22 protein-coding genes and 1 pseudogene are annotated in these 22,005 nt (G+C 70.4%); 3 read left to right on the top strand and 20 right to left on the bottom strand.

The features are described 5' to 3' along the window. From C4T42_RS28125 to C4T42_RS28040, 18 genes and pseudogenes are all read right to left on the bottom strand, one after another. Positions 1-78 (bottom strand): annotated as a pseudogene (locus C4T42_RS28125) (ferredoxin--NADP reductase); the annotation flags it as partial. A gap of 18 nt (positions 79-96) precedes the next feature. Continuing rightward, positions 97-435: a ferredoxin FdxA gene (fdxA, locus tag C4T42_RS28120; protein WP_103986286.1), complete on the bottom strand. Its 339-nt coding sequence runs from the start codon at positions 433-435 to the stop codon at positions 97-99. A gap of 23 nt (positions 436-458) precedes the next feature. Then, positions 459-1,319: an ABC transporter ATP-binding protein gene (locus tag C4T42_RS28115; protein WP_103986285.1), complete on the bottom strand. Its 861-nt coding sequence runs from the start codon at positions 1,317-1,319 to the stop codon at positions 459-461. 72 nt (positions 1,320-1,391) lie between these two features. After that, complete coding sequence (locus tag C4T42_RS28110; protein WP_103986284.1) at positions 1,392-2,282, bottom strand: ABC transporter permease; 891 nt, start codon at positions 2,280-2,282, stop codon at positions 1,392-1,394. A gap of 6 nt (positions 2,283-2,288) precedes the next feature. Further along, a complete protein-coding gene (locus tag C4T42_RS28105) occupies positions 2,289-3,713 on the bottom strand; it encodes an ABC transporter substrate-binding protein (RefSeq protein WP_244540034.1) in 1,425 nt (474 codons plus the stop codon). A 164-nt stretch (positions 3,714-3,877) separates the two neighbouring features. Continuing rightward, a complete protein-coding gene (locus C4T42_RS28100; RefSeq protein ID WP_091682861.1) occupies positions 3,878-4,654 on the bottom strand; it encodes a Crp/Fnr family transcriptional regulator in 777 nt (258 codons plus the stop codon). Between the two features lie 165 nt (positions 4,655-4,819). Beyond that, on the bottom strand, positions 4,820-5,785 hold the full coding sequence (locus C4T42_RS28095; RefSeq protein WP_020095797.1) for a HEAT repeat domain-containing protein: 966 nt from the start codon (positions 5,783-5,785) through the stop codon (positions 4,820-4,822). Positions 5,786-5,793: 8 nt separating this feature from the next. After that, a complete protein-coding gene (locus C4T42_RS28090; protein ID WP_020095796.1) occupies positions 5,794-6,027 on the bottom strand; it encodes a ferredoxin family protein in 234 nt (77 codons plus the stop codon). A gap of 26 nt (positions 6,028-6,053) precedes the next feature. Beyond that, on the bottom strand, positions 6,054-7,805 hold the full coding sequence (locus C4T42_RS28085; RefSeq protein ID WP_020095795.1) for a fumarate reductase/succinate dehydrogenase flavoprotein subunit: 1,752 nt from the start codon (positions 7,803-7,805) through the stop codon (positions 6,054-6,056). A 64-nt stretch (positions 7,806-7,869) separates the two neighbouring features. Then, entirely contained in the window at positions 7,870-8,241 is a 372-nt protein-coding gene (locus C4T42_RS28080; protein ID WP_091927946.1) for a DUF971 domain-containing protein, read from the bottom strand. Positions 8,242-8,416: 175 nt separating this feature from the next. Next, positions 8,417-9,553, bottom strand: coding sequence for a M48 family metallopeptidase (locus C4T42_RS28075; protein WP_103986283.1), 1,137 nt, complete (start codon positions 9,551-9,553; stop codon positions 8,417-8,419). A gap of 3 nt (positions 9,554-9,556) precedes the next feature. Then, positions 9,557-10,849 (bottom strand): YjgN family protein, encoded by a 1,293-nt coding sequence (locus C4T42_RS28070; RefSeq protein WP_103986282.1) that lies wholly within the window; start codon positions 10,847-10,849, stop codon positions 9,557-9,559. A 237-nt stretch (positions 10,850-11,086) separates the two neighbouring features. Next, positions 11,087-12,376 (bottom strand): cystathionine gamma-synthase family protein, encoded by a 1,290-nt coding sequence (locus C4T42_RS28065; RefSeq protein ID WP_103986281.1) that lies wholly within the window; start codon positions 12,374-12,376, stop codon positions 11,087-11,089. Between the two features lie 153 nt (positions 12,377-12,529). Further along, the gene (locus C4T42_RS28060; protein WP_020095790.1) at positions 12,530-12,850 is read right to left on the bottom strand and encodes a DUF6166 domain-containing protein; all 321 of its coding nucleotides are present in this window, start codon (positions 12,848-12,850) and stop codon (positions 12,530-12,532) included. Beyond that, positions 12,850-13,065 carry a hypothetical protein gene (locus C4T42_RS28055; RefSeq protein ID WP_020095789.1) on the bottom strand — a complete coding sequence of 72 codons (216 nt, stop codon included), beginning with the start codon at positions 13,063-13,065 and terminating at the stop codon, positions 12,850-12,852. The genes C4T42_RS28060 and C4T42_RS28055 overlap by 1 nt, the downstream gene beginning before the upstream one ends. Positions 13,066-13,093: 28 nt before the next feature. Next, positions 13,094-13,483, bottom strand: a complete 390-nt coding sequence (locus tag C4T42_RS28050) for a hypothetical protein (RefSeq protein WP_020095788.1) — start codon at positions 13,481-13,483, stop codon at positions 13,094-13,096. A gap of 50 nt (positions 13,484-13,533) precedes the next feature. Further along, positions 13,534-14,325, bottom strand: a complete 792-nt coding sequence (locus C4T42_RS28045) for a sterol desaturase family protein (protein WP_020095787.1) — start codon at positions 14,323-14,325, stop codon at positions 13,534-13,536. A gap of 135 nt (positions 14,326-14,460) precedes the next feature. Further along, positions 14,461-15,885, bottom strand: coding sequence for an MFS transporter (locus C4T42_RS28040; protein ID WP_026605338.1), 1,425 nt, complete (start codon positions 15,883-15,885; stop codon positions 14,461-14,463). A 163-nt stretch (positions 15,886-16,048) separates the two neighbouring features. Here C4T42_RS28040 and C4T42_RS28035 point away from each other — a divergent pair, with 163 nt between their 5' ends. After that, positions 16,049-16,837 (top strand): GntR family transcriptional regulator, encoded by a 789-nt coding sequence (locus C4T42_RS28035; RefSeq protein ID WP_103986280.1) that lies wholly within the window; start codon positions 16,049-16,051, stop codon positions 16,835-16,837. 158 nt (positions 16,838-16,995) lie between these two features. Here the strand turns inward: C4T42_RS28035 and C4T42_RS28030 are convergent, their stop codons facing one another. Continuing rightward, complete coding sequence (locus C4T42_RS28030; RefSeq protein WP_020095784.1) at positions 16,996-18,288, bottom strand: MFS transporter; 1,293 nt, start codon at positions 18,286-18,288, stop codon at positions 16,996-16,998. 192 nt (positions 18,289-18,480) lie between these two features. Next, positions 18,481-19,557, bottom strand: coding sequence for an ABC transporter substrate-binding protein (locus C4T42_RS28025; protein ID WP_103986279.1), 1,077 nt, complete (start codon positions 19,555-19,557; stop codon positions 18,481-18,483). Positions 19,558-19,673: 116 nt separating this feature from the next. Between C4T42_RS28025 and C4T42_RS28020 the strand changes: the two genes are divergently transcribed. Together C4T42_RS28020 and C4T42_RS28015 are read left to right on the top strand one after the other, a co-directional pair. Next, entirely contained in the window at positions 19,674-20,339 is a 666-nt protein-coding gene (locus C4T42_RS28020; protein ID WP_020095782.1) for a response regulator, read from the top strand. Next, complete coding sequence (locus C4T42_RS28015; protein WP_181049230.1) at positions 20,336-21,736, top strand: sensor histidine kinase; 1,401 nt, start codon at positions 20,336-20,338, stop codon at positions 21,734-21,736. The genes C4T42_RS28020 and C4T42_RS28015 overlap by 4 nt, the downstream gene beginning before the upstream one ends. Positions 21,737-22,005: the final 269 nt, after the last annotated feature.

Below are 22,005 nucleotides of genomic sequence, written 5' to 3'. Positions count from 1 at the left end.
CCGCGTCGTGCGGAACGAGAACAGGTTGTCGGTCCAGTGGTGGACCGACAGAACGCGCTCCTCGTAGAACTTGCTCATCGACGGATCAGTCCTCGCTCAAGCGGACGCCGGGTCGGCAGTGCCGAACAGGTCGAGCAGCTTGCCGTCGCGGCCGTCCCACGCCGCGGCGTCGTCGGCCGGCTCGGTCCTCTCGGTGATGTTGGGCCAGAGATCGGCGTACTTGGCGTTGAAGGTCTTCCAGGCCGCCATCTCCGGTTCGGTGTCGGCCCTGATGGCATCGGCCGGGCATTCGGGCTCGCAGACGCCGCAATCGATGCACTCGTCCGGTTTGATCACCAGCATGGTCTCGCCGACGTAGAAGCAGTCGACCGGGCAGACCTCGACGCAGTCGGTGTACTTGCAGCGGATGCAGTTCTCGGTGACGACATAGGTCATGACTTCGCACCTCGGCGCAGGGGTCAGAGCAGCGCGGGGAGATCCTGGCCCTCGAGATCGATCGCCAGTCCCTTCATCGCCTCGGCGCTGACCTCGCCGCCCATCGCGCGCAGGCTCTCCTCGCGGATCAGCGACATCAGGCCCCGGCGCAGGCCCAGGAACTCGGACGACAGGGTCAGGGCCGGCTGGCGCGGGCGGGGCAGGGGCACCACGATTTCGGCCTTGATGCTCCCGGGTCGGGCGGTCATCACGTAGACGCGGTCGGAGAGGAAGATCGCCTCGTCGATGTCGTGGGTCACGAACAGCACCGAGATCTTCAGGCGCTGCCACATGTTGGTGAGGATCTGCTGCATGATCAGCCGCGTCTGCGCGTCGAGGGCGCCGAACGGCTCGTCGAGCAGCAGGATGCGCGGGCCGGTGGCGAGCGCGCGCACGATGCCGACACGCTGCTTCATCCCACCGGACAATCGGTCCGGATAGTGGTTCTCGAACGCCGTGAGCCCGGCGAGGCCGAGCAGCGTCCGCGCCTGTCGCTCGCGCTCGCTGCGCCGGACGCCCTTCATCTTCAGGCCGAACTCGACGTTCTCGCGCACCGTCTTCCAGGGAAACAGTGAGTATTGCTGGAAGATCATGCCGCGATCCGCGCTCGGTCCCACGATCGCCTCGCCGTCGACGGTGACCCGCCCGGACGACGGCTTGAGGAAGCCGGCCAGAGCGTTGAGCAGCGTCGACTTCCCGCAGCCCGAGGGCCCGATGATCGACACGAACTCGCCGGGATGGACGGTGAGCGAGGCGTTCGAGACGGCCTCGACGGATCCCTCCATCGTCTCGTAGCGCAGGCAGAAGTCGCTGACCTCGATCAGGCCCCGGCTCGATTCTGCCATGGCAAGCTCCCGATTGGTGACGCGCGTGGAGGACCGGTCCGGCGAGGACCGCGCCGGGCGGCGGGCGGAGGCCTAGCGGGCCGCGGCCCAGGGCATGACGAGGCGGCCCACGAGACGGATCGCGAAGCTGGAGCCGAGGCCGAGCAGCCCGATCGTGATCATGCCGAGGGCGATGTCCGGGTACTGGACCAGCGAGTAGGCTTCCCAGGTGAAGTAGCCGATGCCGAACTGGCCGGAGATCATCTCGGCGGCGATCAGCGAGACCCAGGCCACCCCCATGCCGACCGTCAGCCCGGTGAAGATCTGCGGCAGCGAGGCCGGCAGGTAGACTTCGCGGAACACCGCCGCCTCGCGGGCGCCGAGGCAGCGTGCGGCCCGCACCAGGACCGGGTCGACCTGGACCATGCCCTGGAGTGTGTTGATCAGGATCGGGAAGAACGAGCCCAGGAAGGTGATGAAGACGATCGAGCCCTCGTTGGTCGGCCAGAGCATGATCGCCATCGGCACCCAGGCGATCGCCGGGATCGGCCGCAGCACCTCGCAGATCGGGAAGGCGATCTCGCGCAGGAGGCGGTAGCGCCCCATGAGGAGCCCGAGCGGCACGGCGACGCCGCCGGCCAGGAGAAATCCGAAGAGGATCCGGCGGCAGGAGATGAGCGCGTGGTCGCCGAAGTTCGGGCTGCGCAGGGCGATCGCCGCGCGATCCACGACGTCCATCGGCGTCGGGATGTTCAGGAACCGCACGTAGAGGGTGACGCGGTTCGCGGTCAGATACTGCCAGAGCGCGACGAACAGGATCAGGGAGGTGAGCCCGATCAGCGCGGCCCGGAACGCGCCGTGATGCAGCCGCAGCCAGCGGCGGACGCGGCCGGTCGCGGGGCGGGCGGACGCGGCCGGCGGCGGGAGGGGCGCCGCCCGCGGCGGGCGCGACTCGGCGGCGGGCCGGAGAGCGACAGCTTCCATGCGGTTCTAGCCTCCCGTCACAGCGGCCTTCAGGGCCTCGTCGTAGGGCATCACCGTGCCGCCGCCCCGCGCCGCGGCCTCGGCGTCCTGCTTCAGCAGGAACGGCGCGATGCCGCCCTTGCCGTCGACGACGTAGAAGGCCTCCCGGGCGAACAGCTTGATGCCGCGGGCCGTGTCGAAGACGTAGGCGACGTCGACGGCCTGCCCCTTGGACTTCATCTCGTTCAGCGCGCCGAGCGTGCAGGCCGCGCTCGCGTAGGGCTGGATCGCCCCGCCCTTCACCCAGATCTCGCCGGCCTTGCGCGGCTCGGTGACGGGCCTCTTGCAGTACGTGTCCTCGCCGCGCACCTCGTAATTGGCGGTGCTCGCGCGCTGCTGCGCGTAGTCCAGGCCGCGCTCGGCGAAGACCTTGCGCAGCGGCCCGTCGTCGACCCACGGACCGACGTCGAACGTCTTGATCCGGTCGAGCCGCTGCAGGACCTTGACGTCCTCGCGGGCGGCCTCGACCAGCTGCGGCTTGATCGTGGGATCGACGGTCATGATCCCGCCGGGCCCGAGGAAGATGTAGACCACCTCCTTGTCGGTGCCGGTCCAGGCCGCGATCTGCTCGGCGGCGCGCTTCGGATCGGCCTTGACCCAGGCGTCGGCGTCGAGGACGGCCTTCAGGTAGGCCTCGACGATCTCGGGGTAGCGGTCGGCGAAGTCGGAGCGCACGACCACGCCGTGCCAGGTCGGGAGGTTGGTCTCGACGCCATCGAACACTTTGCGCGCGAAGCCGCGGAACGGCAGAAGCTCGGCGAAGGGGACGAAATCCGCGTGCGCGTCGATCTTCCGCTCCTGGAGATTGGTCGAGCCGACCTCCGGGCTCTGGCTGACCAGGCGGAAATAGGTGGCCGGGTAGCCCTTGTCCTGCAGCGCCTTCAGGACCATCCCGTGGGCCGCCGACCCGAAGGGCACGCTGACGACCTTGTCTTTCAGATCCTCGAACGAGAAGTATTCGGAAGCCTTGTTGACCACGATCCCGTTGCCGGATCCGTGGAGATTGTAGGCGGCGACCGCGATCAGTCGCGATTGGCTCTCGGGATTGTTCTGGAACGTCGCGCCGTTGACGACGAGCGGGTAATCGCCCATCGCGCCGAACTGCAGCTTCCCGGCCATCATGCCGTTCGTGACCGGCGGCCCGGACGTGAAGTTCTGCCAGTCGAGCTGGATGGTCGTGCCGGCGTACTTGCCGGTCTTGGGCAGGTACTTCTCCAGCAGCTTGAGCTGGCGGATCACCACGCCGACCGTCGCGGTGTTGGTCGTCGTGTCCTGCGTGCCGATGCCGACGGTGAGGGTCTCGGCGCGGGCCGGTGCCCCGATCCCGGCGCCCGCCAGCGCGAGGAGCGCGAGAGCGGAGACCGATCTGAGCCCGGGAAATCGTCCAGTCATCGCCCGCTCCAACATTTCGGCCCGATGTCGCGAAGACATCGACGGCATGATCGGGCGCTGCGGCGCGTCCGATCAAATGCCGAGGACGCCTGCGGGTCGATTAGTTGCGCAAAAAGGTCGAGCGGCTCCGGATGTGCTGCGGTTTTGTGCGGGACGCTCGCGTTTTAGGCGCATTCCTCGCCGCCGCGCATCGCCGCGAGGATGTCGGGACGCAGCACGACGATCTGCGTGCGCCGCGTGACGAGGACGCCCTGCTCCGAGAGCCGCTTCAGGCTGATCGTCACCCATTGCCGTGTGGCGCCGACCATGTGGGCGAGGTCGGCGTGCGTGAAGGTCGCCGCGATCACCGTCCCGTCCTCCTCCGCGACGCCGTAGAGGTCGCACAGGTGCAGGAGCAGGTGGGCGAGGCGCTCGGTGATCGAGCGGGTCCCGAGCATCTGGGCCAGGGTCGAGTAGCAGCGGCCCTTGAAGGTCAGGCCGTCGATCACCCCGATCGCGAGGGCCGGGATCTGCGTCACGAGCTGCCGGAGCGCCTTGGCCGGTAGGTGCAGCACGCTGGAATTGCTCGCCGCCATGCCCGACCATTTGTGGAGGCCGGCGCCGAACACGTCGGGACCGCCGACGAAGTTGCCGGGGTACCAGTAGGCCAGCGTGATCTCGCGACCGGACGGCGCGGCGTAGAAGACCCGGATGCGGCCGCTCTCGACGATCCAGATCCCGTCGTTGGGCGTCTCCTGGGTGAACAGGGTCGCGCCGCGGTAGAGCACGCGCCGCCGGCCCTTCTCCAGCACGAGGGCGACCTCGCGCTCGGTCAGCCCGTCGAGGAGAGGGCGCTGCCCGGTTCCGGCCTTGGGCGCGGCCTCGGACAACAGGAGGGCGCTCGCCTGGGTCTGGAGCCCCGCCGGGGCCTGAGACGGGCGTATCGGCGCCGTGGTCTGCATTGCCGCCTCCAGCATCCTACCTGCCGCGGCGCAGCAAACCCTGTACCAGCTCTAAACTGGCCACCGGCACCGGCAGCGTCTGGATATCGCGGAGCCGAGCGGACGTGAAGCGGCGCCGCACCCGGAGGATGCGGCGCCGCGACGAGGCCGAGACGGCCGGATCGATCAGGGGCGTCCCTGACAGCGTCCGATCGCCCACTGGATGAGCTTGCGCACGTCGGGATCGGGATCGTTGGCGGCCGCCTCAAGGGCCGAGAGGCCTCGCGGGTCGGCGATCTCGCCGAGGGCTGCGGCCGCCTCCTTGCGCAGGTTGCTGACCTCCGAGGTCAGCGCCCGGCCCAGGATCTCGACGGCCGCCGGCGCCCGGATCCGGCCCAGGGCATTGGCCGCCTTGGTGCGGACCTGCCAGACGGGATCGTCCATCACGGCGATCAGGGGCGCCGTCGCCTCGGGCAGCCGGATCTTGGCGCAGGAGACGGCCGCCTCCTCGCGAACCTGCCAGTGCTCGTCGGACAGGCCGGCGATCAGCGTGCCGATGCCCGGACCGCCGGGGCGCAGGAAGACCAGCGCCGCCATCGTGGCGCGCCGGACCGTCGGGTCGGGATCGCCCGCGGTGGCGATCAGCGCCGGCAGCGCCTCCTCGGCCTTGAGGTAGCCGATGACGCCGAGACCTTCGCGGCGCACCTCCGGGGACGGGCTCTGGAGCGCCTTCAGCGCGGCCGACAGGGCGTCCGGCAGGACGAGCTCGCGCAGGGCCCGCAGGGCGGAGGCCTGCACGAACGGGTCGGTGTGCGCGGCGCGCTCGATCAGGAGCGGCCCGCAGGCCGGCTCCTTCTTCTCGGCCAGGGTATCGGCGGCGGTGCGGCGCACGGCCTCGTCGTCGTCCTCCAGGGACCGCACGAGGCCCTCGACGACGTCCGCGCCGTCGTGCTCGTCCAGCGCCTTGGCCGCCGCGGCGCGGACGGCCGCGTCCGGATCGCCGAGACCCTTGAGGAGCAGGACCTTCGCCGCGGGGCCGACGGCCTCGGCGAGCTCCATCATCGCGACGCGCCGGACGCCGGCGTCGGCACTCGCGCAGCGCTCGGCCACGTCGTCGAGATCGTCGTCGAAGGAATCGAACACGGGGCTCATGGTCGGCCTCAGCGCAGCAGGTAGGGAATATTGACCTTGACCGCGTTCGTCGGGCAGTCGACCTCGCAGGGCATGCAGTACCAGCACTCGTCGTACTTCATGTAGGCCTTCTGCCGGGTCTCATCGATCGCGAGGATGTCGAGCGGGCAGACGTCGACGCAGACGCGGCAGCCCTTCTCGGCGATGCACTTGGCGTCGTCGATGACGACCGCGGCGCTGCTGGCCTGATTGATGATCGGCATGGATCGATCTCCGGTACGGGGCGGGATTACTCGGCGGCGGCCGGCGTCTTGATGCGGAGCTGGTGGTAGGCGCCCATCTCCTCGGCGGCGACCGGCACGATGAACGGGTCGACGGCGCGCTTCGCGTGGGCCATCCGGCCCTGGCCGTCCTTGAACAGGACCGTGTGGCAGGCCCACTCGGCGTCGTTCGTCTCGGGATAGTCGACGCGCAGGTGGTAGAAGCCCCAACGGCTCTCGGTGCGGTAGAGCGAGGCCGCCGCCGCCATGTCGGCGCAGTCGAGGATCGTCTGCATCTCGAGCGCCCGGTGCAGCTCGTGCGGGTCGCGGGCGCAGAGCAGGTCGAGGTCCTCGCGGATCTCGGCGAAGCGGCGCTGGCCGAGCTCCATCTTCGCCGTCACCTTCGGCGGCTCGAGATAGTCGTTCACCAAGCGGCGGGTCTTGAACTCCATCTCGTGCGGGGTGAGCCCGTCGACGCGCCGGGTCGGCGCCAGGACCCGTTCGCGCTCGACGGCGATGTCCGCCGGGTCATGGTCGGCGAGGGCGTTGGCCGTGCAGTAGGCGGCGGCGTCGGCCCCGGCGATGCCGCCGTTCACGAAGGCGCCCAGCATGTAGTTGTGCGGCACGCTCGCCATGTCGCCGACCGCGTAGAGGCCGGGGACCGTCGTGCGCGCGAACTCGTCGACGAAGACGCCCGAGGCCGAGTGGCCCGAGCAGAAGCCGATCTCGGAGATGTGCATCTCCACGGGACGCTGGCGGTAATTGGTGCCGCGCCGCTCGTGGAAGCGTCCGCGGGAGGGGCGCTCGTTCGAGTGCAGGATCGTCTCGATCTCGGAGATCGTCTCCTCGCGCAGATGGTCCATCTTGAGGAAGACCGGGCCGTTGCCGCCCTGCAGCTCGCGCCAGAACTCGAGCATCATCTGTCCGGACCAGTAATCGCACTCGATGAAGCGCTCGCCGCGATTGTTGGCCGTGTATCCGCCGAACGGGCCGGTGACGTAGGCGCAGGAGGGGCCGTTATAGTCCTTGATCAGCGGGTTGATCTGGTAGCACTCGAGGTTCGCGAGCTGCGCGCCCGCGTGATAGGCCATCGCGTAGCCGTCGCCGCAATTCGCCGCGTTCTCGTAGGTCCCGAACAGGTACCCGGAGGCCGGCAGGCCGAGGCGGCCGGCGGCCCCGCAGGCGAGGATCACCGCCTTGGCCTTCACCACCAGGAACTCGGAGGTGCGGGTGTTGACGCCGATCGCTCCGGCGATGCGCCCGTCCGCGCCCTTCAGCAGGCGCGTCGCCATGTACCGGTTCGTCACGCCGACCTGGAGGCGGCGGAGCTGCCGGTAGAGGACCTTCTTGACGTTGTGACCTTCCGGCATCGGCAGCACGTAGGTCCCCATGTGGTGGACCTTGCGCATGTTGTACTCGCCGGAGCCGTCCTTCTCAAATTTGACCCCGAGCTTGTCGAGGTACTGGATCATCGGGAACGACCCCTGCGCGTAGGCCATCACCGCCTTCTGATTGACGATGCCGTCGTTTGCGACGGTGATCTCCTTCACGTACTGCTCGGGGGTGGCGTAGCCCGGGACGACGGCGTTGTTCAGCCCGTCCATGCCCATGCTGATCGCGCCCGAGCGCTTGACGTTGGCCTTCTCCATCAGGACGACCCGGAGCTTCGGATCGGCTTCCTTGGCCTTGATCGCGGCCATCGGGCCGCCGGTGCCGCCGCCGATCACCAGGATGTCGGTCTCGATAATCTCGGTCTTCGTCGCGGATTCGAACGCGTTCATGGCAAGATCTCGCGTCAGGTCAGGGGCGGGGCGTGTGGGATCGCCGGAGGATCGGATCGCGCGGTCAGGCGGCCTGCGCGGCGTCGGAAGGGCCGTCGACGGCCTCGGCGACGAGGGCGCGCAGGTAGGACCAGGGGAAGATCCCGCGGGCGTGGCCGTCGGAGAACGCGATGTGGACGGCGTAGCCGCCCATCGGTTCGACCCGCGCGACCGCGATGTCGGCGGCGGCCTGAGGAAAGCGTCGCTCGACCCGGTCACGGGTGCACCATGCGCAGCGGCAGCGCAGCCGCAGCCGCTCCGCCGACAGCGTCGCGGTCAGCCCGTCGCGCCATTGCAACCGGAGGCCGGTCCCGCCGCGCGCGAGGGTGGCGGCCTCCGGGATCGCCTCGGGATCGAACGGGGGCGGGTTCGGAACCCCGGTCGCGTGGTGTGCCATCCGCTCCTCCTCTGTGCCGGCGTCACAGAAGCCGAGGGGCGGGCGATCCGACAGCAATTAGTTGCTCAGAATCTCAGTCAGGCCGCCGGCCGTGGCGACACCGACCGGCTCGGAGACCGGAGCCGGGTCGTCGGCCGCGGCTGCCCGCGGACAGCGACCGCCCGGTGATCCGGACCTACGGCTCGGTCGTCTTCGTCTCGGGCTCGCAGATGCCCCTGAGTGCCGTCCAGGCGGCGCCGGACAGGATCTGGCGTTCGGCCGCCGCAGGGCCCGCCTGGGCACGGATCGCGGCGGCGCGCTCGCGCGTGAAGGGATGGCTGCGCAGCAGGTCCAGCACGTCGCTCTTCCCGTCGTGCTTGTCCTTGGCGATGCGCTCGAGGATGTCGGCGAGCGCCGCGCCGTTGCCGCCCGCGCGGGTCATGAGGTCGACCGCGTAGGCGTCCGCCGCCCGCTCGGCGTCGCGGCTGTAGCCGGCCGAGAGCACCGCGTCGCCCAGCGCGATGATGATGGTCGAGCCGGTCAGGTCCCCCAGGACGAGGCTCAACAGGAACGAGGTGCCCGACGCCCGGATGAGGGAGCGGGTCGGATCGCGTCGGCGGACGTGGCCGAGCTCGTGCGCCAGGACCGCCGCGGCCTCGTCGGCCGAGCGCGCCCGCGCGATGAGGCTCGAGAGCACGATCACGCGGGCGCCCGGCAGGGCGAAGGCGTTGGCCGTGCCGTGCCGGCGCACGCTCACGGCCACCTCGGGAGGCAGCGAGCCCTCCGTCCGACCGGCCGCGACGAGGCGGGCCACGAGCGTGTCGAGCGCCGCGCGGCCGGCCGGTTCCGCGCACGCCGGCGGGTCGCCGAGGAAGCGCAGGACCTGCGGCTCCGCCACCGCCCCGAGCCGCGACTCGGCCGCGTCCGGCACCAGCGGGGCCAGCAGCCCGGCGATCTGCGGGACGCCGAAGACCGCCACGAGCAGGACCGAGAGACCGGCCGCGAGAGACCAGAGCACGAGCCGCACCGTGCCGCCCGAGCGCTCCCGGCGATGGAGGTCCGGGCAGCGCGCCGCGAGCGCGGCGGCGAGCGTCGCGTCCGAGAACTCCACGCGGACCGGCTCGCCGGCCGGACCGATCCGCATCAGCGGCGGCACGGACACGGCGGCGCGCAGGTCGAGCAGGTTCCAGTCCTGGGCGACTCCGGGCCCGGAGACGCGGAAGCGGTCGTCGAGGCGCAGCGCGACGGGATGTGCCCGCGCGCTGACACCGTCGAAGTAGCGGCCCTCGACCTCGATCGGCGTCACGTCGATCGCCTGGGAAGCGCGGGTCAAGCGTCAGAAGCCGATCTGGAGCGCGCCTCCGACGTCGAGCGCGTCGGCGAGGCCCTCCTGCAGACCGCTGCCGGCACCGCGGGACGAGGCGAGGACGGCATCCAGGGCTTCGGGATCCGTCACGGTCGTGCTCGTCGCGACCGCCGCCCACAGGCGGGCCTGCACCACGCGCACGTAGAGCACCGCGAACAGCGGCGCGCCGACCAGGTAGATGAGGACGACGAGCCAGTGGAGCATGCTGAGATCGCCCGCCGCCCGTGCGGCGAAGATCAGCAGAGCCGCGACGAGGCCCAGCACGACGAGGAAGCCCAGGAGCGACAGCATGTAGACGATGTACGGCCAGTAGAACTGCCGCGCCTTCAGGCTCGAGGTGAGGCGGGCGTGACCGAGGCTGGCGGCGCCCATGAACGCCCGCGTCTCGCGGGCGCGGTAGTACGGGAGCAGGAGCAGCGCCGCGGGCACGCAGATGGCGGCCACGAAGCCCATCGCCTGGAGGAGAATGCCGATCTTCGAGGCCGCGTAGGCGGGGTTGAGGATCGTCTGGCCGGCCTTGCCGCCGGGCTTCGGTACCAGGAGGTCCGTGGGCAGCGAGAAATCCGCCGCGACCAGGAGGGCGATGCCGAGCGCGATCAGCGGCCCCAGCCCGATTACGTACAGCAACAGCCAGGGGCCGAGCACGCTGCGTCCCCGCGCCGTCGAGTGCATCCGGCTGGTCCCGACCAGGGTGTGGTCGATGCGGTAGCGTTCCAGGCTCGCCCGCATGAACGGGAAGGCCAGGCCGAAGGTGACGAGCGTGAGCAGCCACCAGCCGCCCGCGCGGGCCGCGTAGGCGAGGCCCGAGCCGTCCTGCCCGAGGCGGATGCCGCGCCAGAGCGTCCGCATCGCGCGGTAGCGGCGCCCGCGGTAGATCGCGAATTGTCCCAGCAGGAACAGGAACACGAAGGAGATCACCACCGAGAACGGGGCGAGCGCGGGCGCGACGAGCGAGAGCGCGAACAGCGCGACGTAGATCGGCACGAGGATCGCGAGCGCGACGAGGAAGCCGAGGAACAGTTCCTTGCCCGTGCCGGTATACTCGGCGGGCGAGCCGTCGAGCGCGGTGCGCTCCCAGAAGAAGCGGCGCAGATTGGTGACGTACCAGAATCTGTAGATGCCGAAGGTCACGATCGAGAGCAGAAAGCCCTTCAGCGCCAGCCAGGTGAGACCTTTCACCCGCGGGTCGAAGGTTACGGCGGCCACGCGCGTGCCCGGAGCGCCGCTCCGCGTGTCGAACTGGGTGCCGGTTGCCAAATTCATGGGTCCGTCGATCGTCCCGTCGCGTTTCGCGGCCAGACACTAGGAAGGAAGGCCTGCGCTGACCAGTTCCGCGCGGCCGCAATTCTGTCCCGTCCCCGCAATGTCGTGCAGCGACTGTTCGAAATGCGGGGCGTCGTTAACGCGCGGTCTCCGGTTGCCGGACACGCGTTGCCGGGCGATGCGACCGAGCCGCCTCGACGGCGTGCGCACCGCGCCCGGCCGCCGTTGGGCGCGTCCCTAGCCCAGGACGGACAGAGCGGCCGCGAGGTCGGCGACCAGATCGTCCGGGTGCTCGATCCCGATCGACACCCGGATGGTCGCGTCCGTGATCCCGAGCCGGTCGCGCACCGCCTTCGGCACGCCGGAATGGGTCGTGGAGGCCGGGTGGCTGGCGAGCGACTCGGTTCCGCCCAGGCTGACGGCGAGCTTGAACAGCTGGAGGCCGTTGAGAACCCGGAACGCCTCGGCCTCGCCGCCGACGATGTCGAACGAGAACGTCGAGCCCGGCGCTGCGCACTGCTTGGCGTAGACCTGCGCCTGCCGCGATCCCGGCTCGAGATGCGCGAGGTGGTGGAGGCGCGCCACCTTCGGGTGCGCCGCCAGCATTCGGCCGACGATCTCGCCGTTCCGGTTGGCGGCGTTCATCCGCAGCGACAGGGTCTCGAGCGAGCGCCCGAGCATCCAGCAGGAATGCGGGTCGAGACCGGTCCCGATCGCCGAGCGCAGAAGCCGCACCGGCTTCATCCGCGCCGCCGAGCCGAGGGCGGCGCCGGCGATCAGGTCGGAGTGGCCGCCGACATACTTCGTCAGGGAGTAGACCGAGATGTCGGCGCCCTCGCGCAGCGGGTGCTGGAAGAGGGGCCCGAGCAGGGTGTTGTCGCAGACGACGACCGGCGCCTCGCCGCCCTGCCGGGCGCCGATCTCCTCGGCGACCGCCCGGACGAGGCCCAGGTCGACGAGGGTGTTGAGCGGGTTCGAGGGGGTCTCGACCATGACGACGCTGACGCGTCCCGCGCCCGCCGCGCGGTCGGCCGCGGCGCGCACGCTCGCCGGATCGGTGCCGTCGGAGAACCCGAACGGCGCGATGCCGAACCCGGCCAGGGTCTTGGCGATCAGGGTCTCGGTGCCGCCGTACAGGGGTTGCGAGTGCAGGATCGCGTCGCCGGGCCGCGCGAAGGCCAGGATCGTGGTGGCGATCGCCGACATGCCGGAGGAGAAGACCAGCGCGGCCTCGGCCTCCTCGAAGACGGCCAGCCGGTCCTCGACGATCTCGCTGTTCGGGTGATTGAAGCGCGAGTAGACCAACCCCGCCGCCTCGCCGACCGGCGGTTCGCGCCGTCCCGAGACGTAGTCGAAGAAGGCTTTGCCGTGCTCGGCCGAGGTGAACACGAAGGTCGATGTCAGGAAGACCGGCGGCTTCACCGCGCCCTCGGACAGGGCCGGGTCGTAGCCGTAGCCGAGCATCAGCGTCTCGGGACGGAGCGGGCGGTCGCCGAGCGCCTTCCGGTGGTAGCGGTCGTCGGACATGCTGGCCTCGCTCCGACAGGCCCCCAGCCCGGGGCTGGGCAGCCCGGTTGCGCTCTGACTCCGGGGTTCCGGACGCGGGAGCATGGCACAGGCAGGGCCGCTACGGAACGCCGCCGCGGTCCCGACGCGCCGCGGCGGAGGGCGCTGCAAGTCTCAGCCGGACCGCGCCGCGCCGCCCGAATCCAGGCGCTCCAGGACGCGGGCGACGTCGGCCGTCGTCATCTCCCACTCGTTCTGGAAGTTGGCCACGACGCCGCGCATGAAGCGCGGTTGCAGGCGCTCCGCCTCCGCCGCGTCGCCGAGATGATCCACCAGGATCGCGTAGGCGAGCTGCGAGGGCTCGGGACCCTCGTAGCTCCACTCGAAGCCGTTCCGGGAGTAGCACTTGGCCTCGGCCCGATCCGGCAGCGGCGCCCCGTTCACCGTGACGACGATCCCGTCGATCGTCCGGTCCCCGGCATAGACCTTGTCCATCACCGCGCCTCCCGGATCCGGTGGCGCGGGGTGCGGCCGTCGGAGCGGTTGCGCATCACCTCGGGGAAGATCCAGAGGCTGACCACCATGAACGGGCCGAGGAAGGCCACGGCCCAGCGCGGCCCGGTCTGGCCGAGATGGCCCATGTAGAACCAGCCGGCGAGCGCCGCGAGCGCGACGGCGACCGACAGGCCGAACTTGATCGGAAACGGCATGGGATCCCTCCCGGATCGCGCGTGCGGGTCAGAGGACGAAGACGGTGCCGACCTGCTGCAGCAGGCCGAGGGCGCCGCAGAGGGCGGCGAGCACGATCGCCAGGCCCGCGACGCCGTCGCGCCAGCGCTGGGGCCAGACGTTGAACAGGCCGGGCGCGAACAGGATGGCGAAGCCGCCCACGATCACGAGGCTCGACCAGCGGAGTTCGGCGGCTCCGTAGGCGAGCATCCCGCCGGTCAGCGCCGCGAGCAGGAGGACGTTGGCCGCGATCAGCGCGAGGCCGAGGGGGCGCGCCCTCAGGTCGGGGCGGGTCTCCAGCGGGAACATCCCGGCCAGCACGTAGAAGCCGGTGCAGGCGACCCCGGCGAAGAGGGCGAACCACGCGAGCGCGGCGACGTTCGGTTCGATCATGTCCATGGCGGCGTTCCGAGCTGCTCGTCAGTCTAGGCGGCGGGTTGCGCGGCGGGTCACTCGGCGGCCTGCATGGCCCGGGGCTCGGGGGCACCGGGCGTGCGCGCGGTCTTGCGCATGTCGTTCTTCACGTGGCGCGTGTCGTAGCCGTTGAAGAGCGTCCCGATGAGACCGCGGTTCAGGTCCGAGGTGCCGAACAGCCAGTCCATGATCGGGAAGGTCAGGTTCATGTTCCGCTCCATCATGATCGATTGGTCGTGATGGGCCGTGTGGTGCCGCCGGTTCGTGTTGATGAACGGCATGTTGCGGACGAACCAGTTCTCCTCGACGTGGCAGCAGAAGTGCATGAACTCGTAGATCATGTAGATGCTGGTCGTCGTGGTGATGAACAGCCACCCGACATTGGGCGTGAAGATGTTGCCGAGCACGACGGCGCCGGGGATCGACATCAGCGTGAACGTCGCCAGCGCGTAGGGCGGGAAGAACGTCACCCGGTAGTCCCGGTGGTCGGCGAAGCGCATCTCGTGGTCGGTGAAGAACTGGTGATGCTGCAGCGTGTGCCGATTGTAGACGGCCCGCCCGATCGGATTGCTCTGCGGCCGGTGCATCACGTAGCGGTGGAGCCACCACTCGAAGAAATTGCAGAACAGGAACACGACCGGGACCGTCGCGAGCTCGATCCAGCTCGGCGCGTGGATGTTCGAGACGTAGATGTACAGGGCCGTGAGGCCGATCGTGTAGATGATCGCGATGTGCAGGAAGCCGTTGTACCAGCCGGCCACGCGCTGGCGGTAATTGGCGCGGTAGTTCCGCTGCCGCTCGCTCATGCGGGTGTTGGCGAGTTCCATGATGCGCCTCCTCGCTGGGATGGGGGTGACGCCGCGCCCCCACCGAGATCTGCTAGATTAGAGATACCGTTGATATATCAGTTGTCAACCTGACCGGGCGGCGACGTCGCCACCGTCCGGTCGGGGCCGGTCCGGTCAGTGCGAGATGGCTTCCAGGGACTTGCCCTTGGTCTCGATGCCGAGGAACCCGACGCTCGCGGCGGCGATGACGAACGAGCCGGCGCCCAGGGCGAAGACGCCGCCGTGGCCGAGCACCGGCAAGATCAGGCCGATGGCGAAGGGTCCGATGAGCGAGCCCACGCGGCCGATGGCCGAGGCGCAGCCGGCCCCGGTGGCGCGCGCCCGCGTCGGGTAGAGTTCGGGCGTGTAGGCGTAGAGCACCGACCACATGCCGAACAGGAAGAACTGCATCATCAGCCCGTAGGCGATGAGCCAGCCGAACGACGGCGAGTGACCGTACAGGTAGGCGGCGACGGCGCTGCCCAGGAGCATAAGGACCGCGGTGGGCTTGCGGCCCCAGCGCTCGACGAGGATCGCCGAGGCGATGAAGCCCGGCACGCCCGCGAGCGAGATCAGGATCGTGTAGGTGACCGACTTGGCGACGCTGTAGCCGGCCTCCTGCAGGAGCGCGCCGAGCCAGGTGGTGAGGCCGTAGAAGCCCAGCAGGGCGAAGAACCACGTCAGCCAGATCATCACCGTCCGGCTGGCGTAGCCGGGGCTCCAGAGTTCGAGGAACGAGAAGCGCCGCTCACCCCGCGCCGGCTCGGGCAGGACGGTCGGCTCCGGAAGCGGACGCCCGTCGAGGCGCAGGGCGACCTGCCGCTCGATCTGCGCCATCACCCGGTCCGCCTCCGCGTGCCGGCCGCGGTCGGCGAGCCAGCGGGGCGATTCCGGCACGAGGAAGCGGATCACGAACAGGAACAGCGCCGGCACGGCCTGCGCGAGGAAGACAGCGCGCCAGTCGAAATAGCTGAGCAGCACGTAGCTGAGGCAGCCGGCCGCGATGAAGCCGAGCGGCCAGAACCCTTCCATGATGGCGAGGTAGCGGCCGCGCTTGGCGGTCGGCAGGAACTCCGAGACGATGGCGAGCGCCACCGGGAACTCCATGCCCATGCCGAAGCCGAGCAGCAGGCGGGCATAGCCCAGCATCGTCGCGTCCGGGGCGTAGGCGCACCAGAGGCTGCCGAGCCCCCAGAACACCATGCTGATCTGGAAGACCACCTTCCGCCCGAACCGGTCGGCGAGCATGCCCGACAGGGCCGCGCCCGCGAACATGCCGATGAAGCTCATGCTCGAGAGCAGTCCCGCCTGGGCGGTCGTCAGGCCGAACTCGGTCTTGATCGATCCGAGGAGGAAGGTGAGCGAGCCGAGATCGATCGAATCGAAGAACCACGCCGTGGCGATGATGAGGAAGATGTTGCGCTGGAAGGCGGTCATCGGCAGCCGCTCGAGGCGCGCCGCGATCAGCGCGCCCGACCCGACCGCGGCGCGAGCGGTGGCGTCCGCGGTCACCCGGTCCGGCAGCACGTCGCCGGCGGAAATCGCTACAGGCCCTGCCATGGCTCAACCTCCCTCGCAGTTATATGCGGCGAGTCGTCATGCAGGATATTACTAAGATGCGCAAGATATATCAGACGTATGCCCTTGCGCGGTGCGCGGGCCCGCCCCATGCACGCGGATGGCGGCGTGGTGTGCGGGCCCGGCCGTGGCGGAGGTGTCGTCCATGAACTTCGTGACCGGGAAGACGACGTCCGTCCGCGCCGCCGAGCCGGGCCGCAAGCGGGCGCGGAAGGCCGTGAAAGGGGCGTCCCAGGAGGCCCCACAGGAGGCCTCCCAGGGGGCCTCTTATGCCGCGGGCGGCAACGACGATCTGCCCGACCTGACGCTGACCGACCGGGCCTACCAGCAGCTGGAAGAGATGATCACGACCCTGGTGCTCCCGCCCGGCCTCGTGCTCGGCGAGCAGAACCTGGTCCAACGGCTCGGGATCGGGCGGACCCCGATCCGGGAAGCCCTTCAGCGCCTCGCGCGCGACGGGCTCGTCGTGGTCATGCCGCGGCGCGGCATCCTGGTGTCGGACATCAACGTGCGCTCGCAGCTGCGGCTCCTTGAGACGCGGCGCGTCTTGGAGCGCCTGATCGCCCGCCTCGCCGCGGAGCGATCCACCCGCGAGGAGCGCGAGGTCTTCGCGGGGCTCGCGCAGGACATGCGCGACGCGGCCGCGGCGTCGGACGATCTGGCGTTCATGCGCCTCGACCGGCAGTTCAACGAGCTGATCGCGACGGCCTCGCGCAACGAGTTCGCCGTGCGCTCGCTGGAGAGCATGGCGGGCCTGTCGCGGCGGTTCTGGTACCAGCACTACAAGCAGGCGGCCGATCTGCCGCTGACCGCCAACCTCCACGCGGACGTCTGCGAGGCGGTCGGGCGTCGCGACGTCGAGGCTGCCGGCGCCGCGTCGGACAGGCTCGTCGACTACATCGAGAGCTTCGCCCGCAAGACGTTGGATCTCTGAGGTCGCGCGACGGGACCCGTGTCGGGCGGTCGGCGCGGCGGTCAGTCAGGGGAGGGGCGGGCGGCGGCCGGCGATCCAGTCCCGGCCGCCCCTCTGTCGTGACCCCTACGACGCGACGCGCGCGGAGTCTCCGAGGCGGGGTGCTCCCGGCGAGCCGGTCACGCGGGGGCTCCCAGAGCGACCGGCTGGGTCGCGCGGCGGTAGATCAGGAGCGTGGCGACGAGGCCGCACGCCCCGCCGAAGGCCATCCACAGCCCGGGGGCCGCGCGGTTGCCCGTGGCCTCGATGAGCCACGTGGAGACGAGGGGCGTGAAGCCGCCGAGGAGTGCCGTCGCCAGCGAGTAGGCGAGGGAGAAGCCGGCCGTGCGCACGCTCGCCGGGATCACCTCGGTCAGCGCGACCACCATCGCGCCGTTGTAGCTGCCGTACAGGAAGGACAGCCACAGGAGAGCGATCAGCATGTTCCCGAAGCTCGGGTTGGCCACGAGCCAGCCCAGCACCGGGTAGGCGGTGAGCAGGGTCAGCGCCGAGAACACCAGCAGGAGCGGCTTGCGCCCGATCCGGTCGGACAGGGCCCCCATGACCGGCAGCCAGAACAGGTTCGACAGCGCGGTGCAGAAGGTCACGAGAAGGCTGTCGGTGTCGGACAGCTTGAGCACGGCCTTGCCGAAGGTCGGGGTGTAGACGGTGATCGTGTAGAACGAGATCGTGGTCATGCCGACGAGCAGCATGCCGAGCAGCACGATCTGCCAGTTGCTGGCGAGCGAGCCGAACACCTCCTTCATGGAGGGGCGGTGCTTGCGCTTCAGGAACTCCTCCGTCTCCTCCAGCGACCGCCGGATGTAGAACAGGAACGGCACGATCGCGCAGCCGATGAAGAACGGGATCCGCCAGCCCCAGTCGTTCATGTCGGCGAGCGAGAGGGCGTGGTTGAGGATGTAGCCGATCACGGCGGCGAACATGACCGCGACCTGCTGGCTGCCGGATTGCCAGGACACGTAGAAGCCCTTGTTGCCGGGGGTGGCCATCTCCGACAGGTAGACGGAGACGCCGCCGAGCTCGACGCCGGCCGAGAAGCCCTGCAGCAGGCGCCCGACGAGGACCAGGAAGGGCGCGAACAGGCCGATCGTGCCGTAGCCGGGGACGAAGGCGATCAGGATCGTGCCGGCCGCCATGATGCCGAGCGTGACGATCAGCCCCTTCCGGCGGCCGATACTGTCCACGTAGGCGCCGAGGAAGATCGCGCCGAGGGGCCGCATCAGGAAGCCGGCGCCGAACGTCACGAAGGTCAGCATCAGCGAGGCGAACTCGTTGCCGACCGGGAAGAAGGTCTTGGAGATGTAGGTGGCGTAGAAGCCGAACAGGAAGAAGTCGAACATCTCCAGGAAGTTGCCGCTGGTCACGCGCAGGACCGTGGCGACTTTGGAACTCGACGGATGGGCCTGTATCATTGCTGTCTCCCTCAGGCGCCGGAGCGGTCGCAACCGCACGAGGGAAGCGTCGGTTCTGAACGGCTGACGATCGCTCGTGGCGATCGGGCTGCAGCCGCAAACCAATCCTCCCATGTATTCGCGCCGACTTCGCAGCGCTTGACGCCGCTATACGCCGGTCAACCTGTCACGAAGCTGTCGCGGGACCCGGTCTCAGCGGCCTTCCACGGCGCGCCGCCAGCGCCGCAGCATGCGGGCGTGCCGGATCTGGTCGAGGTTGGCCAGCAGCTCCGGCCCGACCGGGACCGGCCGCAGGGCCGGGGCGGACGCGACCGGGTCGTCGGCCCGGCGGGCATCCGTCCGGGCCGGCGTGAGCGACCGGGCGGCGAGCCGCGCCTGCCCCTCGCGGGAGAGCATGTAGTCGAGGAACATGCGGGCTGCGGCGGGATGCGGCGCGTCCTTCGCGATGAAGGCGATCCGCGAGACGAGGAGCGTGTAGTCCGTGGGCAGCACGAGGCCGATCGCCGGATCGTGCCGGGCCCGCTCGAGGGCGTAGGCGCCGAACACGCCGTAGGCGAGGACGGCCTCGCCCGCGGCGATGCGGTCGAGCATGGTCTCCGTCCGGGTGTAGAGCTTCACGCCGGCCTGCCCGAGGGCGGAGACGAGGTCCCACGTCCGGGGCGTCACGTCCGCGTCCTGCGCGAGGATGAGCGAGCCGACGCCGCTCCGCTCCGGATCGTAGGCGGCGACCTTCCCCTGCCACGTCTCGGGGTGGTCCGTCAGGGCTCGAATCAGGTCGGCGCGGGTCTGGGGAACCTGCTCCGGCGGGAGGAGCGTCCTGTTATAGGCGATGGCGATCGGCTCGGCCGTGACGCCGAACGCCTCGTTGCGCCACACGGCCCAGGCCGGCAGGGAGGCCGCCTCGGGGGACGCGTAGTGGGCGGCGTAGCCGTCGTTCACCAGCTTGATCTGGCGATCCATGGCGGAACTCCACACGATGTCCGCCTCGACCGCGCCGGCCGCGGCCTCCTCCACGAAGCCGTCGTACAGGGTCGCGGAATTCATCTTGGTGTAGGAGACCGCCACGCCGGGATGGGCCTCGCGGAAGCCCGCGAGGAGGTCGGCGACCTCGGCCTCGTCGGTCGTCGCCCGCACGACCACGACGGTCGCGCCGCGCGCCGCGGCGGACCCGGTCCCCTCGGCCGCCGGAGACGGTTCGACCTGTGCCGAGGCCGGGCCCGGACCGGCCATCAGCAGCAGGACGAGGCCGACGACAGCGGGAGCGCGCACCAGGGTCTGCCCTTCGAGAGCCGCGGGAGTCCGCGCAGCTTCGCCGTGCAGAGACCGGGCGGGAATGCTAGACTCGGAGGACCGCTTCGGCCAACACGATCGATGACGGGAGGAGCATGCGCGTTCTGGTCGTCGAGGACGATGCCGCCCTGGCGCGCGGCCTCGTCGCCGCCCTCCGGCACGGCGGATACGCCGTCGACCACGAGGCGGACGGAGCGGACGCGGTGCAGCTCGCGCTGAGCGAACCCTACAGCCTCATCGTCCTGGACCTCGGCCTGCCGGGCCTGCCGGGCTTCGAGGTCCTCAAGGCCGTCCGGGCGGCCGGCTCGACCGTTCCGGTCATGATCCTGACCGCGCGCGACGCCATCAGCGACCGCGTCCGCGGGCTCGATCTCGGGGCGGACGATTACCTGCTCAAACCGTTCGACCTCGCCGAATTCGAGGCGCGGGTGCGGGCGCTCGTCCGCCGCGGGCAGGCGGTGCCGAACCCGGTCCTGCGCTGCGGCGCGCTGGAGCTCGACCGGGCCGCGGGTACCGTGACCCTCGGCGGGGCGCCCGTCGCGCTGCGCCGCCGGGAACTCGCCGTCCTGACCATCCTGATGACGCGCGCCGGGAAACCCGTCCCGAAGGAACGGCTCAGCGCCGAGATCTTCGGCTTCGACGAGGCGGTCGCGCCGAACGCCCTCGAACTCTACGTCGCCCGCCTGCGGAAGAAGCTGCAGCCGGACGGGCCCGAGATCCGCACGATCCGCGGCCTCGGCTACCTGCTGATGCCGGTGTGACCCGGCCGCGCGCGCCCTCGATCCGGCGGCGCCTGCTCGTCCGCATGCTGCTCCCGGCCCTGGCGCTCGCGCTGCTGCTCGGCTTCGCCGGCGCGCTCGTGATCCGGAACGTCGTGGAGACGACGCACGACCGCCTGCTCGACGGGTCCGTCCTGGCGATCGCCGAGCGGCTGACCGTGGAGGACGGCGAGGTGTCGGTCGACCTGCCCCGCGTCGCCCTCGGGATGCTGGAGAGCCAAGCGCAGGACCGGATCTACTACAGCGTCACCTACGGCGGGGCGCTGGTGACCGGCTATCGCGACCTCCCGGGCCTGGACGTCGATACGCTCCCGCTCGGGGTGACGACCCATCGCGACGGCATCGTCCGCGGGGCGGCCGTGCGGATCGCCGCCCAGGCCCGGCGGGTCTACGGGAAGCCGGACCCGGTCCTCGTCCAGGTCGCCGAGACGCGCGAGTCCCGCCAGGGTCTGGAGCGACGCCTGCTCGCCGGGCTCGCGCTGGCCGAGCTGGGGCTGATGGGCCTGATCGGGGCCCTGTCGTGGTACAGCATCGACAGCAGCCTGAGGCCGCTGACCCGGCTGAGCGACGCGATCGACCGGCGGGCGGTCCCGGGCGCGATCAACCTGCAGCCGCTCGACGTGGCCGGGGTGCCCCGCGAGGCGCTGGCCCCGGTGCTCGCCCTCAACACGCTGCTCGAGCGCCTGGAGCAGGCGATCGCGGGGGAGCGCACCTTCACGTCGGACGCCTCGCACCAGCTGCGGACGCCGCTCGCCGTGCTCAGGATGCACGTGGAACTGCTCCGCAGGATCACGCCCGGGGAACCGGCCCACGCCGCGGCGATCGACGATATCGACGGAGCCGCGCGGCGCCTGGAACGCTTGCTCGCGCAACTGATCGCGCTCGCCCGCGCCGATGCGGGCGCGGCCGCCACGGACGCCGCCGCGGCGATCACCGACCTGAACGACATCGCGGCCCGCGTGGTCACGGAGCAGGTGCCCCACGCCCTCGCGCGCGGGGGCGAGATCGTCCTCGATCGCCCCGACGGCGCGGTGCCGGTCGTGGGCGATCCGTTCATCGTCGGCGAGATCCTCACCAATCTCGTGGACAACGCGATCCGCTACAACCGTCCCGAAGGCACCACCGTCGTCCGTGTCCGGCGCACGGAGACGGGCGCCTGCCTGGACGTCGAGGACGAGGGCCCGGGCATACCGCCGGAGGTGCGCGAGAAGGTCTTCGAGCGATTCTACCGTGTCGCGACGCGAGACGGTCCTGACGGCAGCGGCCTCGGGCTCGCGATCGTCCGAGCCCTCGCGGACCGGATCGGCGGGGCGGTCACGCTCGGTTCCCGCGCAGGCGGATCGGGACTGGTCGCGCGGGCGAGCTTCCGCGCGCCGTAGTCGCTGCGCGGGACGACGGTCCGGTGCGTTCGGCCTTGTCCGGCCGCCCGACCCGGGTCGCCTTCGCCGTGGTTGCCGGCTCGGATCTGCACCGGCCTGCTCTCGTGCCCGGTCGGAACAGGCCGACGCCCTCCGGTAAGCCGAAGCCGGCGGGGAGCTGCGCACCTGCGCGCCGGCGTCTCGGACACGTCATCCGATCACGGCACTTGAAAGATACCGCACGGTAGGTATCTTCGATGCGGGGACGATTCCCGTCACTCCTGGGAAGG

Origin of the sequence: Methylobacterium sp. 190mf, assembly GCF_900107945.1 — a bacterium.
Taxonomy (GTDB): Bacteria; Pseudomonadota; Alphaproteobacteria; order Rhizobiales; family Beijerinckiaceae; genus Methylobacterium.
Note: the sequence above shows the minus strand (reverse complement) of the source record. Positions and strands in the feature narration are given on the sequence as shown.

Bases quoted from the DNA above. Each gene is read 5' to 3' on its own strand.
- fdxA (WP_103986286.1), bottom strand. From the start codon at position 435: ATGACCTATGTCGTCACCGAGAACTGCATCCGCTGCAAGTACACCGAC.
- C4T42_RS28115 (WP_103986285.1), bottom strand. From the start codon at position 1,319: ATGGCAGAATCGAGCCGGGGCCTGATCGAGGTCAGCGACTTCTGCCTG.
- C4T42_RS28110 (WP_103986284.1), bottom strand. From the start codon at position 2,282: ATGGAAGCTGTCGCTCTCCGGCCCGCCGCCGAGTCGCGCCCGCCGCGG.
- C4T42_RS28105 (WP_244540034.1), bottom strand. From the start codon at position 3,713: ATGACTGGACGATTTCCCGGGCTCAGATCGGTCTCCGCTCTCGCGCTC.
- C4T42_RS28100 (WP_091682861.1), bottom strand. From the start codon at position 4,654: ATGCAGACCACGGCGCCGATACGCCCGTCTCAGGCCCCGGCGGGGCTC.
- C4T42_RS28095 (WP_020095797.1), bottom strand. From the start codon at position 5,785: ATGAGCCCCGTGTTCGATTCCTTCGACGACGATCTCGACGACGTGGCC.
- C4T42_RS28090 (WP_020095796.1), bottom strand. From the start codon at position 6,027: ATGCCGATCATCAATCAGGCCAGCAGCGCCGCGGTCGTCATCGACGAC.
- C4T42_RS28085 (WP_020095795.1), bottom strand. From the start codon at position 7,805: ATGAACGCGTTCGAATCCGCGACGAAGACCGAGATTATCGAGACCGAC.
- C4T42_RS28080 (WP_091927946.1), bottom strand. From the start codon at position 8,241: ATGGCACACCACGCGACCGGGGTTCCGAACCCGCCCCCGTTCGATCCC.
- C4T42_RS28070 (WP_103986282.1), bottom strand. From the start codon at position 10,849: ATGAATTTGGCAACCGGCACCCAGTTCGACACGCGGAGCGGCGCTCCG.
- C4T42_RS28065 (WP_103986281.1), bottom strand. From the start codon at position 12,376: ATGTCCGACGACCGCTACCACCGGAAGGCGCTCGGCGACCGCCCGCTC.
- C4T42_RS28060 (WP_020095790.1), bottom strand. From the start codon at position 12,850: ATGGACAAGGTCTATGCCGGGGACCGGACGATCGACGGGATCGTCGTC.
- C4T42_RS28055 (WP_020095789.1), bottom strand. From the start codon at position 13,065: ATGCCGTTTCCGATCAAGTTCGGCCTGTCGGTCGCCGTCGCGCTCGCG.
- C4T42_RS28050 (WP_020095788.1), bottom strand. From the start codon at position 13,483: ATGGACATGATCGAACCGAACGTCGCCGCGCTCGCGTGGTTCGCCCTC.
- C4T42_RS28045 (WP_020095787.1), bottom strand. From the start codon at position 14,325: ATGGAACTCGCCAACACCCGCATGAGCGAGCGGCAGCGGAACTACCGC.
- C4T42_RS28040 (WP_026605338.1), bottom strand. From the start codon at position 15,885: ATGGCAGGGCCTGTAGCGATTTCCGCCGGCGACGTGCTGCCGGACCGG.
- C4T42_RS28035 (WP_103986280.1), top strand. From the start codon at position 16,049: ATGAACTTCGTGACCGGGAAGACGACGTCCGTCCGCGCCGCCGAGCCG.
- C4T42_RS28030 (WP_020095784.1), bottom strand. From the start codon at position 18,288: ATGATACAGGCCCATCCGTCGAGTTCCAAAGTCGCCACGGTCCTGCGC.
- C4T42_RS28020 (WP_020095782.1), top strand. From the start codon at position 19,674: ATGCGCGTTCTGGTCGTCGAGGACGATGCCGCCCTGGCGCGCGGCCTC.